Genomic DNA, 14223 nt, shown 5'->3' with positions numbered 1-14223 from the left:
TATGAAAAAAATATTAATTTTAAGTTTAGCAGCAGCAAGTTTTTTAAATGCTGAAATTTTAGTTTATGGTCCAGGTGGTCCTGCTCCTGTACTAAAAGAGCTTGCTTTAAAATTTGAAGAAAAAACAAAAGAAAAGGTGATTGTAACTGCAGGTCCAACTCCAGCTTGGATAGATAAAGCAAAAGAAAATGCAGATTTGATTTTTTCAGGCAATACTTCAATGATGGATGATTTTGCTAAAAAAATTCCAAGTTTAAGTTTAGAAAATTTAAGCGTTTTAAATATGCGTCCATCAGGTATTATCGTGCGTCCAAATAATCCAAAAAATATTAAAAATTTTGAAGACATTTTAAAAGATGGCGTAAATGTTATGGTGGTTGATGGTGCAGGACAAGTTGGACTTTATGAAGATATGGCTTTAAAAAGTGCAAAAAGAGAAAATTTGGTAAAATTACGTAAAAATATAAAAATTTATGCTAAAAATTCCAAAGCCGCCGTAGATGAGTGGAATAACAATCCAAATATCGATGCTTTAATTATTTGGTCTCATTGGGCAAAGGCTTTAGGCGATGATAAAGCTTTATTTATCAAAGATAAAAATGCAGTGATTTATCGTGCAGCTGAAATAGCTCCTACAAAAAAAGGTTTAGAAAATAAAAAAGCTTTAGAATTTGTCGATTTTATTAAGAGTAAAGAAGCTCAAAAAGTGTGGAAAAAATATACTTGGAAAGAAGTAAAATAATTTTCAGTGAAATTAAAAATAATTAATGTTTATAGGATATAATCACTCCTAAAACATTAATTGCAATAATGTTTAAAATATCAAAAAAGGAAATTAAATGAGTACAGTAAATTTTAAAGGAAATCCTGTAAAACTTAAAGGAAATTCAGTAGAAGTTGGAGCAGATGCTCCTAAGGTAAATCTTAAAGCTAAAGATTTAAGCGTGATTGAAATCGGTGCAGCGGGTAAAACTCAAATCATTTTAAGTGTTCCAAGCTTAGATACACCAGTTTGTGCTACAGAAGCTAGAGAATTTAATAAAAAAGTAGCCAGTTACAATGGTGCTGAAGTGATTGTAGTAAGTATGGACTTACCTTTTGCTATGGGAAGATTTTGCAGTACAGAAGGTATTGAAAATTTAAGTGTTGCAAGTGATTTTGTGGCAAAAGAATTTGGTGAAAAATATGGTGTTTTGATAAATGAAGGTGCTTTAGAAGGGCTTTTAGCTCGTGCCGTATTTGTGATTAAAGAGGGTAAAGTGGCATATAAAGAACTTGTAAATGAAATCACAGAAATGCCAGATATTGCAAAACTTGATGCATTTTTTGGTGGTTCTAGCTGCTGCGGTGGTTGTGGTTGCCATTAATTTTGATTAAGCCCATTCTTAGGGCTTAATTTTTACATCTTCATTTTTTTATTATTTTAAGTTGATTATTTTTAATATTTATTTTGTGTAAGAATAATATAAAAAGGACAATAAAACTCCTATAAAATAGAGCTTTAAAATTATTATTTTTATTAAAATTTCAAGAGATTTTTATACTCCATTTTTTATAATAAGATGATTTTTTTATTTTGGAGGAATAAGGATGAATAGAAGGGATTTTATTAAAAATACCGCTATTGCAAGTGCTGCTAGTGTTGCAGGACTTAGTGTTCCAAGCTCTATGCTTGGCGCGCAAGAAGAAGATTGGAAATGGGATAAGGCTGTTTGTAGATTTTGTGGAACTGGCTGTGGAATTATGATAGCCAGAAAAGATGGCAAAATCGTAGCAACAAAAGGCGATCCTGCAGCACCCGTAAATCGCGGACTTAATTGCATCAAAGGTTATTTTAATGCTAAAATCATGTATGGTGAAGATCGCCTTGTTATGCCTTTGCTTCGCATGAATGAAAAAGGCGAATTTGATAAAAAAGGCAAATTTCAACAGGTTTCTTGGCAAAGAGCTTTTGATGAAATGGAAAAACAATTTAAAAAAGCCTACAATGAACTCGGCGTTACAGGTATAGGGATTTTTGGTAGTGGGCAATACACTATCCAAGAAGGTTATGCTGCTTTAAAACTTGCAAAAGCGGGTTTTAGAACAAACAATATCGATCCAAATGCAAGACATTGTATGGCCTCTGCAGTGGTTGGTTTTATGCAAACTTTTGGTGTAGATGAGCCATCAGGCTGTTATGATGATATAGAACTTACAGATACTATCATCACTTGGGGAGCTAATATGGCTGAAATGCACCCAATCCTTTGGTCAAGAGTAAGTGATAGAAAACTAAGTAATCTTGATAAGGTCAAAGTTGTTAATCTAAGCACTTTTTCTAACCGTACTTCAAATATTGCTGATATTGAAATTATTTTTAAACCAAATACAGATTTGGCTATTTGGAACTACATAGCAAGAGAGATTGTTTATAATCATCCAGAGGCTATGGATATGAAATTTATCAAAGATCACTGTGTATTTGCAACTGGTTATGCTGATATTGGTTATGGTATGAGAAATAATCCAAATCATCCAAAATTTAAAGAAAGTGAAAAAGATACAGTTGAAAAAGAAAATGTAATCACTTTAGACGATGAAGAGGCTACTTCTTTATCTTATCTTGGCGTTAAAGCGGGTGATAAATTTGAAATGAAACATCAAGGTGTGGCTGATAAAAACTGGGAAATTTCTTTTGAAGAATTTAAAAAAGGTTTAGCCCCTTATACTTTGGAATACACTGCAAAGGTAGCCAAAGGTGATGATAATGAGTCTTTGGAAGATTTTAAGAAAAAACTTCAAGAATTAGCTAATCTTTACATAGAGAAAAATCGCAAAGTCGTAAGTTTTTGGACTATGGGCTTTAATCAACATACAAGAGGTTCTTGGGTAAATGAACAAGCTTATATGGTGCATTTTTTACTAGGAAAGCAAGCTAAACCAGGTAGTGGAGCCTTTTCTTTAACAGGACAGCCAAGTGCTTGCGGAACGGCTAGGGAAGTAGGGACTTTCTCCCATCGTTTGCCTGCGGATATGGTTGTGGCAAATCCAAAACACAGAGAAATTTCTGAAAAAATTTGGAAAGTTCCTGCAAAGACCATCAACCCAAAACCAGGTTCTCCTTATCTTAATATCATGAGAGATTTAGAAGATGGAAAAATTAAATTTGCATGGGTGCAAGTGAATAATCCATGGCAAAACACTGCAAATGCAAATCACTGGATCGCAGCAGCAAGAGAAATGGATAATTTTATTGTTGTAAGTGATTGTTATCCTGGAATTTCAGCAAAAGTAGCTGATCTTATTTTACCAAGTGCTATGATTTATGAAAAATGGGGTGCTTATGGTAATGCTGAAAGAAGAACTCAACATTGGAAACAACAAGTCTTACCTGTAGGTGCTGCCATGAGTGATACTTGGCAAATTTTAGAATTTGCAAAACGCTTTAAGCTTAAAGAAGTTTGGAAAGAGCAAAAAGTGGATAATAAGCTTACCTTGCCAAGTGTTTTAGAAGAGGCAAAAGCTATGGGTTATAGTGAAGATGATACACTTTTTGATGTGCTATTTGCCAATAAAGAAGCAAAAAGCTTTAATCCAAACGATGCTATCGCAAAAGGCTTTGATAATACTGATGTTAAAGGCGATGAGAGAAAAATTCAAGGCAGTGACGGAAAAGAATTTGCAGGCTATGGCTTTTTCGTTCAAAAATACCTTTGGGAAGAATATCGTAAATTTGGCTTAGGACACGGCCATGATTTAGCGGATTTTGATACCTATCATAAAGTAAGGGGTTTAAGATGGCCTGTGGTTAATGGCAAGGAAACACAGTGGAGATTTAATACTAAATTTGATTATTATGCTAAAAAAGCGGCTCCAAATTCAGATTTTGCTTTTTATGGTGATTTTAACAAAATGCTTACAAATGGAGATTTAATAGCTCCTAAAGATGAAAAAGAGCACAGTATTAAAAATAAGGCTAAAATTTTCTTTAGGCCATTTATGAAAGCACCTGAAAGACCAAGCAAAGAGTATCCATTCTGGCTTGCAACAGGAAGGGTTTTAGAGCATTGGCATAGTGGAACTATGACTATGCGTGTGCCTGAGCTTTACCGTGCTGTCCCTGAAGCGCTTTGCTATATGAGTGAGAAAGATGGAGAGAAATTAGGCTTAAATCAAGGTGATTTGGTTTGGGTGGAATCTCGTCGTGGTAAAGTAAAAGCAAGAGTAGATATGCGTGGAAGAAACAAACCGCCTGTAGGACTTGTGTATGTGCCGTGGTTTGATGAGAATGTATATATCAATAAAGTTACTTTGGATGCGACTTGTCCGCTTTCAAAACAAACTGACTTTAAAAAATGTGCTGTAAAAATTTATAAGGCTTAATTTAGGGTTTTGATTAAATGAAAGGTAGAAGAGAATTTTTCGTTAGCGCCTTTAAGGCTGCATGTTTATGTACAGGAGGTGGATTTTTGGTTAATTTGACTTTAAAAGCCGATGATAATTATGCCTTGCGTCCTCCTGGGGCTGAAGATGAAGCTAGATTTTTAAGCAAATGTATTCGTTGTGGGCTTTGTGTAAAAGCCTGTCCTTATAATACTTTAAAGCTCGCTAGCTTGTTAGATAGTCCAAAAAATGGCACGCCTTTTTTTAGAGCAAGAGAAATTCCTTGTTATCTTTGTAAGGATATTCCTTGCATTAGAGAATGTCCAACTGATGCTTTAGATAAAAAGCATTTAGAGCAGGGTATAGAATCCTTGAAAATGGGTATTGCTATTGTTGATAGTGCTTCTTGTGTGGCACACTGGGGAATTCAATGTGATGCTTGTTATAGAGCTTGTCCTTTGATAGATAAGGCTTTAAAACTTGAGCTTAAACGCAATGAACGCACCGCCAAACATGCTTTTTTACTACCTAGTGTGGATCATGAAGTGTGTGTAGGTTGTGGGCTTTGTGAACTTGCTTGTATTACTGAAAAACCGGCCATTCGTGTTTTACCAAGGGAGTATGTATTGGGAAAAGCAGGATCTCATTATGTAAAAGGCTGGGATGAAAAAGATGAAGGTCGTATAAAAAATACAGATACTTCAAAACATTTTAATGCTAAAAAAGCAACCAATTATTTAAATGATGGAGAACTGTGATGAAGTATTTAATTGCTAGACGCATCGTTCAGCTTGGAATTTTAGCGCTTTTTAGTTTTAAAGCTACAGATTTTATCTTGCAGGGAAATTTAAGTTCTTCTAGACTTTTTAATACCATACCTTTAAGCGATCCTTTTGCGGTTTTGCAAATCATTTTAGCAAGCTGGAGTATAGATTTAATGGCTTTAATAGGAGCTTTGATTATATTTTTTATCTATGGTTTGCTTTTAGGAAGGGTTTTTTGCTCTTGGGTTTGTCCTGTTAATTTAATCACAGATTTTGCTGCTTTTGTGCGAAATAAATTAACCCTTAATAATAAATTTTTAATTTTGCCTAAAAATTTACGCTATTTTGTGTTGGTCTTGGTTTTAGTCCTTTCTTTTGTATTTTCATTACCTGTGTTTGAAAGTTTTTCTTATATAGGAATAATACATAGAGGGATTATTTTTACTACAAGTTCTTGGATTTTTGTAGCCTTTATACTTTTTTGTATCGATACTTTTTTAAGTCCTAGGGCAATTTGTTCACATTTTTGTCCACTAGGAGCTTTTTATGCTTTTATTTCTCGTTTTGCTTTGCTTAAAATAAAGCATGATAGTGATAAATGCACTAAATGTTATGAATGTATCCGTATTTGTCCTGAAAAACAGGTTTTGTGGATGGTTGGAAAAGAAAGTACTAGCGTGAAATCAGGAGAGTGTATAAGGTGTGCAAGGTGTATAGAAGTTTGTAATGATGATGCTTTGAATTTTAATATTTTTGATTTAAGGAATAAATGATGAAGAAGAAATTGGTTTTATTAGGAAGTGCTGCAGTGGTATTTTTTGCCGCTTGTGCAATGAATAGTGGGGTAAGTTCGGAACAAATTGGACTTAGAAAAGCAAGTTTAGAAAATGAAAATAAAGTAAATTTAGTGGAAGCAAATTTCACAACTTTACAACCTGGGGAATCTACTCGTTTTGAGCGTTCTTATGAAAATGCACCACCATTAATTCCGCATGCTATTGAAGATTTGTTACCTATAACTAAAGATAACAATATGTGCTTAAGCTGCCATGATAAGGCTATAGCAGCAGATGCTGGTGCAACTCCACTTCCTGCTAGTCATTATTATGATTTTAGACACAATAAAACCACAGAAGATATGATTAGCGATAGTCGTTTTAATTGCACTCAGTGTCATGTTCCACAAAGCGATGCAAAACCTTTGGTGGGAAATAGCTTTAAACCTGAATTTAAAAATGAACAATTAAAAAGTCGTTCAAATTTAATTGATGTGATTAATGAGGGTGTAAAGTAAATAAATGAAAAAAATTCTTTTTATTTTGAGTCTTTTTTGTGTTTTGTCTTATGCTTATGAGCTGAAATTAAATGCTAATATAACAGCTTTAAAGCTTGATAAGCAAAACTTATATATAGGCACTGATAAAGGTGAAATTTTACAATATAACATTAAAGATAAAAGTTTAAAAGAACTTTTATCTTTGCCAAAGATTAAAAATTATTATGGTGATGATTTTGCTAAAATTTACAACATTGATATTTTTAAACATACACTTTTAATACTTAGCGAGGGTGATTTTGGTGCTAAAAATTTAAGTTTTTATAAGGAAAATTTACAAATCAAAAAGCTCGAAGAAAATAGCATAATAAAAGCATTTTTTATCAATGAAAACACTTATCTTTTGATTTCTATTGGTTCTGAAATAGAATTGATTGATAAAAGTTTAAAAAATATAAAAAAATTTAATTTTTCTCATTCTAGTCTTAATGATGCAGTTTTAAATGAAGATAAGAGTATGCTGGTTGCAGGTTTTGAGAGTGGTGAAGTGGAGCTTTTTGATTTGAAAAATTGGAAGATGTTAAAAAACTATGATAAAATGCATAAAGATAATATCTATCAAGTAGATTTTAAAAATAATGTTATTTTAAGTTGTGGAACGGATAGGCGTATAGGAGTTGTAAAAAATGAAGAGCAAAATTTTTTACAAAAAGATTTTTTGATATATACTTGCGCTTTAAGTCCTAATGGAGAATTGGCTGTTTATAGTGATAACGAAGCTGGAGTTAGTGAAGTTTTTAGCACAAGTGATTTTAAGCCTGTTAAAACTTTTAATAATGAAAATTTGATGAGTGAGTTTATTATTTTTTTAAACAATAAAGATTTTATTGTTTCAGGCTTTGGTGATAGTATAATGTTTAGGAGTATTGATGAATAATCTTTCTAGTGTTTTGATTTTAGCAAAAGAAGAATATATAAATGATTTAAAAAAGGCTATATCTGAAATTCCTTTTTGTTCTGTAGAACTTTGTAAAAATGAAAAGATTATAGTTGTGATTGAAAGTGAAAATTTAGAAGATGAATTAAACTCTTATAAAATGCTTGAGAAATTGCCAAATATTATCAGTATTAATATGGTTTTTTCTTATCAAGATTTAAATGATGATATCCAAAAAGCAATCAATAGCGGCGCAATAGAAACGATAGAAAAAAATGAAAATGCTGAGAATATTCGCTACTATGGTAGTGTATTTAATCAATTTTCTTAAAGTGTAAAGTATATGGTATTTTTAATCCCATTGCTTATTGTAATTGGTGTTATTTTTGGAATTGATTATGTGTATTTTAAAAATCAAGATTTAAAAGTGCAAGTTAAAAAAGAACAAAAAGAATTAAATTCTAGCTTAGAGAAAGAAAAAAAAGAATATATAGAAAAATTGTTTAAAACAAAATAGACATTAAAAATCATATTATTTTCTTAAAGATAAATTAAAAAGCTTTTTGCTAGAATTAAAGAAAAATTTTAGGAAACAGTGATGAAAAATACAGTCACTGAAGCTTCTATCTATGAGGCTCAAGGGTTAAAAGACGAAGCTTTAGAAATTTATAAAAATATCTTAAAAGAAGATCCAGATAACCAAAACGCTATCGATGCGGTTCGTCGTCTTAGTGGTTTTAGATCCAAGCATAAAGATTTAAACACTCAAATGTTGGATTTTTTTATTAATATGAAAAGCGATGAAGAAATTAATGAATTTAAAAGGTGGTTGATAAAAATATGAATTTGGAAGATTTAGCTAAAAAAACCATTAGTGAAGTTAGCTCTATCATAGAAGAGCAAAGAAGACAAAATGAAATTTTAAAAGAACAAGAATTAAGCAGAAAAACTGAAATAAAAGATGAATTACCACCTATGGAGTTTGTATGCGAAGAACTTGATACTCCGCAAGACTTAGAAGATAAAATTTCTATGGCAAAATTTGAAGAAGAGCAAAAAATACAAAATAATATTGAAATTTCTACTCAGGAAAATAAAGAGTTTAAAAAAGAAGAGCCTTTTTTACAAAGTGAAATTTTAAATCCCAGTGTTATGACAGAGGTTCAAACGCTTAATGAGGATATTTTTTTAAAACATCTTAGAGAGAGAATTTTAGTTCTTTTTGAAGGTTTAAATAGCATAAAAAAAGATGATCTTGAAAATAGGTTAAACTTGACCATAAATTTTTTAGAGTTTTTGCTTGCAAATATCGAAGATAAGCTTAAAAAATAATCCCGATTTACAGTTTATCGCTGAGTTTTTAAAGCCTTATACTAAACGAGCGTATTTGGTTGGAGGTAGCGTTAGGGATTTGTTTTTAGGCTTAAAAATTTGTGACTATGATATAGAGCTTTATGATATAAAACCTAAAGATTTTGAAAAGATTATGCAAAAATTGGGCGCACAAGGCCTTGGAAAAAGTTTTTTTGTGCATAAGTTTAAAAATTATGATTTAGCTCTTGCTAGAACCGAAAATAAAATAAGCTATGGACATAAAGGTTTTGAAGTTCAAATTTGTAATGATGAAAAACTTGGCGCCAAAAGACGCGATTTTACCATAAATTCTATGATGATTAATCTTTTTAACGATGAGTTTTTAGATTTTTATGGAGGATTAAAAGATCTAGGAACAGGCTTTTTAAGGCATATTGACAAACAAAGCTTTCAAGAGGATAGTTTAAGAGTGTTAAGAGCGGTAGTATTTGCTTCAAGGTTTAACTTTAAGATAACTAGTGAAAGCTTGAAATTGATGCAAAGTATGGATATAACTGATCTTAGCAAAGATAGGATCAATGCGGAGCTTTATAAATTCTTTAAAAGCCCTAGGCTTGATGTTGGCTATAGATATTTGCAAGAACTTGACTTAGAAAAACAGATTTTTGGGTTTGAGAGTGTTTTTAAGAGTTTGGAATTTCAAAATTTACTCAGACAAAGTAGAGAATTTGTAAAAAGCGATGCTTTATTCTTGTATTTGTATTTGAATTTTTTTAATTTAGAAAAAGATATATTTTTTAAAAGAACCAAACTTAAAAAAGAATACCTAAAATACGCAAATCAAGCTTTTTATCTTGATGATATAAGTGATTTTGAACTAGCAAAAATTGCTTTTGAAATGCCTTTGAAGGAATGGCTTGGACTTTGGAGTAAAAAGCGTATTGAGCAAGCTAAAAGATTAAGACTTTATGAGAATAAGTTTGAAAGTAAAATTTTAGCAAAAGATTTCATAAATGCTGGATTTTGTGGTAAAATTCTTGGTTTAAAGATTCAAGAAGCAAGAGAGAATGAATTAAAAGAATATATAAAAGGTTTAGCTAAATGATTTCTGTATTAAAAATTTGCACCAAAGATCAAAAAGGTTTAATCTATAGAATTTCTGATGTTATTTTTAAATATCATATCAATATAGTAAAAAACGATGAATTTGTAGGCGAAGGAATGTTTTTTTTTCGTGCTCTTTTAGAAGCTGAGTTTGATAAAGAAGCTTTTATAGGAACGCTTGAGGCTATGCTTGGACAAGAAGCCTTGATAGAGCTTTGCGAGAAGAGAAAAAAAGATATTGTTGTTTTTGCTACTAAAGAAAGTCATTGTTTGGGAGATTTGCTAATAAAGCATTATAGTAACGAACTTGAGGCAAATATCAAAGCTGTAATTTCAAATCACAACTCTTTAAAGGATTTAGTTGAGAAATTTGAAATTCCTTATCATTTTATCAGTGCTGAAAATTTAGATCGTAAAGAGCAAGAAAATCAGATTTTAAAATGTCTTGAACAATATAAATTTGATTATTTGGTTTTGGCAAAATATATGCGAATTTTATCTCCTGATTTTGTTAAGCATTTTGAAGGTAGGATTATAAATATTCACCATTCTTTCTTGCCTGCATTTATAGGAGCAAATCCTTATAAACAAGCTTTTGAAAGAGGGGTTAAAATAATTGGAGCTACGGCACATTTTGTAAATAATAATCTTGATGAAGGTCCTATTATCACTCAAGCTGTTTCGCCTGTAAACCATGAATTTACTTGGCAAGATATGCAGCAAACAGGTAGAAATATAGAAAAAGATGTTCTTTCAAAAGCACTTGATTTGGCTTTTGAAGATAGAATTTTTATATATAATAATAAAACTATAATATTTTAATGTGATAATTTTATTATAGTTTTATTTAAAGCATTAAAAAAATAATCAATATCCTCTTTTTCATGCGTATAATGCAAACTTATTCTTAACCAGCCTGGTTTTGTTTTAAGTTTTTGATTATCTTTTAAGCCTAGCAAATCATGACCATAAGGCCCAGCACAAGCACATCCAGCGCGTGTTTCTATGTGGTATTTTTTACTAAGTTCGTAAGCGATATCAAAAGGAGAAATTCCTTTGATATTGAAAGCAAAAATAGGCAATCGGGTTTTTAAATTCTTTGCATATAAAATTAAATTAGGTATAGTTTTTAGTTTTTCAAAAAAATAATCTTTTAGAATTTCTTCTTTTTTTTCTATATTTTTAATCCCTATAGAATCTTTGATTTTAAAAGCTAAGCTAGCGCGAATGAGTTGTAAAATTCCAGGTGTTCCTCCTTCTTCTAAAGCTTCTTCATTGCAAAGGTAGCATTGTGAAGTGCGAGAAACATAGCCCACAGTTCCACCTGCTGCAAAGCTAGGCTTGTTTCCACAAAGATCTTTTTTGATGGCTAAAAGTCCAGAACCACCAATACCACCGATTAATTTATGAGAACTTATAAACAACGCATCATAGTATTGGCAAGATATGTTTTTATAGGGAATGAAACTAGATGCATCAAAAGCAACTATCCCTTTAAATTTACGAACCATTTCAGAAATGCGTTTATAATCACTTAATATCCCAGTAACATTTGAAGCCAAAGAAAAGCTAGCGATTATTTTTCTTTTTTTGTTTTTTTGTAAAGTTTTTTCTAGAAAATCAAAATCAATTTCTCCATTTTTATCTAAGGGAATTCTAATGCATTCACACAAGCCTTCTCGAAATGAAAGTTCATTAGAATGATGCTCATAAGGCCCTACGATAACTAAAGGTAAGGTATTTTTATCAATTTGCGTAAAATATCTTTCTTTTACAAGAGGAGGAATGTAAATGCCGATCAATTCTTGAAATTTTTTAATAGCACTGCTTGATCCTGTTCCGCAGGCTATAAGGGCAAAATTTTCATCTAATGATAAACTTTTTTTTATATCTTTTCTTGCTTGTTCGTAAATTTGTTGAGTTTTAAAAGAATTCAAAGAGCTATCAGAATGTGTGTTTGCATAGGTTGGAAGAATTTTTGAAATTTCTTTTTCTACACATTTTAGAGCTAAAGCACTTGCTGTGAAGTCAAAATGCAAAATACCTTTTTTTAAGATCAATTCTTTTTTTAAATCTGAAATTTGCAAATACAATCCTTATAAAAATTTGTTAAAATTATACTATAAAAATGCTTTATAAAAGGAAAAATATAAAATTTAAGAACTTTGTAGATTTGCATAAGAATTTGTCTTTAAGCAAGCTTTTTGATTTTTATAGTGTGTTTGAAGGTTTTGAAAAATTAAACATTTTAAATTTTGAAGATGATGTATTTGCAAATATAGAGCAAATTTTGCTTGATGATTATCTAAAAATTAAAAGTTATTTCGCCTTGGATGAAACAAGTTCTTACGCTCTTACTTTACTAGCTAAAAACAATCGCAAGCGTTTTTCTATCAATAGAAAAATTCAGCATTTTAAAGCTTTATCTACACTTAAATATCTTTTAGAAACAGGTATAATAAAACTTGAGTATAGTAAGGAAGCTAAAAAAATAAAAGATAAAAGACAAAAAATCAAAAAAGAACTAAGATCTTATGTTGTCCAAGATAAGATTATATTTAGCAACCATTTTATTCGTTTCTTTTTTTATTTTTTAAAGCCCAATGAAAAGCTTATTTTGCAAAATCGTTATAAAGAAGTTTTAGAATGCATTAAAGAAAAATTTGAACTTTATCAAAGTTTTTGTTTTGAACAACTTTCTAGAGAATTGCTTGAGAAAAAATTCAATATCAATGGAGTGCAAAGTTACTGGGATAAGAATTTAGAACTTGATCTTTATTATCAAGATGAAAATTTATGTTTTGTCGGAGAAGTTAAATTTAAAAATAAAAAAATTTGTAAAAATATTTTAAATCTTTTAAAATCAAAAGCAAAGTCTTTAAATTTGGCTCCAAATTATTACATTATAATCTCAAAAAATGGTTTTAGCAAGGAATTTGATAAAATATGTGAACAGAATTTGCTTTTACTTGATTTGAATGATTTTAAGATTTTATTAGAGGAATGATAAATGAATGAAAGTATTTTAAAAAGTTTAGACTCAAATGAAAAAGAAACCCTACAAAAAGGCTTAGAAAGTCTTATAGAACAAACTTATGTAATAGAAAATGAATACAAAACTTTAAATGAAAACTATAATTCCTTACGCGCAATGGTTGATGAGATTATAGAGGTGTTGCCTAGTGCACTTTGGATTTTAGATAAAGAAAAAAATATTATTTTACAAAATCAAGAAGCCTTGAAAAATCCAAAATTACTTAGTATCATTAGTCTGGATAAAATTCGTGATGAGCTTGAATTTGAAGGTAGGTTTTATGCGGTAAAAATCATAGCACATAATGAAAAAACTATAGTTTCAGCTATAGATATTAGCGATGAAAAACGCAATGAAAGGCTTGCAAGCATGGGCAGTGTGGCGGCTCATTTGGCACATGAGATAAGAAATCCTATTGGATCTATATCTTTACTTGCTTCAACCCTTTTTGCTCGTAGTGAGCTTAAAAATAAGCATATAGTTCTTGAAATCCAAAAGGCTATTGCTAGAGTAGAGCGTATCGTAAATTCAACTTTACTTTTTACTAAGGGTGTGCACATCAATGCTTTAAATTTTAATCTTTTAGAGTTAAAAGAAGAGTGTGAAAGTGCCATTAACTCTTATAATTTTACTTCTCAAATAGACTTTGAAATATCTTTTTTGGATAAGCAGATTTGTGCTGATAAAGCTCTTCTTGGTTTGGTTTTGCAAAATTTGATTTATAATGCTATTGATGCGATAGAAGAAAGCGAATGTGAAAAGCCTATGATTAAAATTTTAGCAAGTTGTGATAATGAAAAAATATGCATCAGAGTGTATGATAATGGTTGTGAAATAAAAGATGAGAAATTGGTTTTTGAAGCTTTTAAAACAACAAAACTTAAAGGCAATGGGCTTGGCTTGTCTCTTTCTAAAGAAATCATAAACGCTCATAAGGGAGAGTTAAGTTTTCAAAGTGATCCTAAGAATTTTTATTTTACCTTACCTTTGGTGTGATAAATATTTTCTTTTCACCCCAAAACGGAACAGATCTTGCTTATATTATTTTAATATATTTAGATTGAAGGCAGAAAAATCTAAATCAAGGAATTAATATGAGTATCTTTAGCATCAATGATAACTCAAACTATAATTCTATACTTTCACAAGCAAAAGCTAATAAAGAAAGTAAAGAAAATTCTAAAATAAGTTTTGCTAATGCTTTTTTAAAACAAAATGCTAGTAAGTTAAATGAAATTCAAAATGCAAATTCACAAACTCTAGCAAGAAGTGAAGTATTAAATTCTACTAATACAACAAATACTAGCAATAACACTAATTTTAGTATAAGTAGTAAAACAAGTTCTCCTAATTATGATATATCAAGTGAATTTAAAAACTCTATTTATACTCTAAAATATAAACAAGCAGATATAAGTAATACTTCTAC

At 30.4% G+C, this 14223-nt stretch carries 16 protein-coding genes and 1 pseudogene; 16 read left to right on the top strand and 1 reads right to left on the bottom strand.

Annotated features, from left to right (window positions below):
* The first annotated feature begins 1 nt into the window (after window position 1).
* The 13 genes from peb2 to purU all read left to right on the top strand — a co-directional run bounded on the left by peb2 (window position 2) and on the right by purU (window position 10582).
* Window positions 2–742 carry an AcfC family adhesin PEB2 gene (peb2, locus tag AJ885_RS07935; protein ID WP_002881716.1) on the top strand — a complete coding sequence of 247 codons (741 nt, stop codon included), beginning with the start codon at window positions 2–4 and terminating at the stop codon, window positions 740–742.
* Between the two features lie 97 nt (window positions 743–839).
* A complete protein-coding gene (gene tpx, locus AJ885_RS07930; protein ID WP_002856712.1) occupies window positions 840–1367 on the top strand; it encodes a thiol peroxidase in 528 nt (175 codons plus the stop codon).
* A gap of 223 nt (window positions 1368–1590) precedes the next feature.
* Window positions 1591–4365: a periplasmic nitrate reductase subunit alpha gene (gene napA / locus AJ885_RS07925; protein WP_002866908.1), complete on the top strand. Its 2775-nt coding sequence runs from the start codon at window positions 1591–1593 to the stop codon at window positions 4363–4365.
* Window positions 4366–4382: 17 nt separating this feature from the next.
* The gene (gene napG, locus AJ885_RS07920) at window positions 4383–5123 is read left to right on the top strand and encodes a ferredoxin-type protein NapG (RefSeq protein WP_044780313.1); all 741 of its coding nucleotides are present in this window, start codon (window positions 4383–4385) and stop codon (window positions 5121–5123) included.
* A complete protein-coding gene (gene napH / locus AJ885_RS07915) occupies window positions 5120–5902 on the top strand; it encodes a quinol dehydrogenase ferredoxin subunit NapH (RefSeq protein ID WP_079264427.1) in 783 nt (260 codons plus the stop codon). The genes napG and napH overlap by 4 nt, the downstream gene beginning before the upstream one ends.
* Window positions 5899–6423 carry a nitrate reductase cytochrome c-type subunit gene (locus AJ885_RS07910; RefSeq protein ID WP_079860290.1) on the top strand — a complete coding sequence of 175 codons (525 nt, stop codon included), beginning with the start codon at window positions 5899–5901 and terminating at the stop codon, window positions 6421–6423. Before napH ends, AJ885_RS07910 begins: the two co-directional genes overlap by 4 nt.
* Window positions 6424–6427: 4 nt before the next feature.
* Window positions 6428–7342, top strand: coding sequence for a WD40 repeat domain-containing protein (locus AJ885_RS07905; RefSeq protein WP_070209829.1), 915 nt, complete (start codon window positions 6428–6430; stop codon window positions 7340–7342).
* Entirely contained in the window at window positions 7335–7673 is a 339-nt protein-coding gene (locus AJ885_RS07900) for a chaperone NapD (RefSeq protein ID WP_061210770.1), read from the top strand. Before AJ885_RS07905 ends, AJ885_RS07900 begins: the two co-directional genes overlap by 8 nt.
* Window positions 7674–7685: 12 nt before the next feature.
* Complete coding sequence (tatA2, locus tag AJ885_RS07895) at window positions 7686–7859, top strand: Sec-independent protein translocase subunit TatA2 (RefSeq protein WP_002876097.1); 174 nt, start codon at window positions 7686–7688, stop codon at window positions 7857–7859.
* Window positions 7860–7937: 78 nt separating this feature from the next.
* Window positions 7938–8186 (top strand): tetratricopeptide repeat protein, encoded by a 249-nt coding sequence (locus AJ885_RS07890; protein ID WP_002859818.1) that lies wholly within the window; start codon window positions 7938–7940, stop codon window positions 8184–8186.
* Complete coding sequence (locus tag AJ885_RS07885) at window positions 8183–8674, top strand: CiaD-like domain-containing protein (RefSeq protein WP_070209828.1); 492 nt, start codon at window positions 8183–8185, stop codon at window positions 8672–8674. The genes AJ885_RS07890 and AJ885_RS07885 overlap by 4 nt, the downstream gene beginning before the upstream one ends.
* Window positions 8643–9761 carry a CCA tRNA nucleotidyltransferase gene (locus AJ885_RS07880; RefSeq protein WP_032599965.1) on the top strand — a complete coding sequence of 373 codons (1119 nt, stop codon included), beginning with the start codon at window positions 8643–8645 and terminating at the stop codon, window positions 9759–9761. The genes AJ885_RS07885 and AJ885_RS07880 overlap by 32 nt, the downstream gene beginning before the upstream one ends.
* On the top strand, window positions 9758–10582 hold the full coding sequence (gene purU / locus AJ885_RS07875) for a formyltetrahydrofolate deformylase (protein WP_002881724.1): 825 nt from the start codon (window positions 9758–9760) through the stop codon (window positions 10580–10582). Before AJ885_RS07880 ends, purU begins: the two co-directional genes overlap by 4 nt.
* Here purU and AJ885_RS07870 read toward each other — a convergent pair.
* Complete coding sequence (locus AJ885_RS07870; RefSeq protein ID WP_002860760.1) at window positions 10579–11853, bottom strand: aminotransferase class V-fold PLP-dependent enzyme; 1275 nt, start codon at window positions 11851–11853, stop codon at window positions 10579–10581. The two genes, purU and AJ885_RS07870, sit on opposite strands and share 4 nt — an antisense overlap.
* A 35-nt stretch (window positions 11854–11888) precedes the next feature.
* Between AJ885_RS07870 and AJ885_RS07865 the strand changes: the two genes are divergently transcribed.
* The 3 genes and pseudogenes from AJ885_RS07865 to AJ885_RS07855 all read left to right on the top strand — a co-directional run.
* Window positions 11889–12767, top strand: a complete 879-nt coding sequence (locus AJ885_RS07865; protein WP_079396825.1) for a DUF234 domain-containing protein — start codon at window positions 11889–11891, stop codon at window positions 12765–12767.
* Window positions 12768–12770: 3 nt separating this feature from the next.
* Entirely contained in the window at window positions 12771–13790 is a 1020-nt protein-coding gene (gene flgS / locus AJ885_RS07860; protein WP_002881726.1) for a fla regulon two-component system sensor histidine kinase FlgS, read from the top strand.
* A 98-nt stretch (window positions 13791–13888) separates the two neighbouring features.
* Window positions 13889–14223, top strand: a pseudogene (locus AJ885_RS07855) (hypothetical protein); the annotation flags it as partial.

The organism is Campylobacter sp. BCW_6464 (genome assembly GCF_001762775.1).
Taxonomy (GTDB): Bacteria; Campylobacterota; Campylobacteria; order Campylobacterales; family Campylobacteraceae; genus Campylobacter_D; species Campylobacter_D jejuni.
This window is presented reverse-complemented; position numbering and strand designations above follow the sequence as displayed.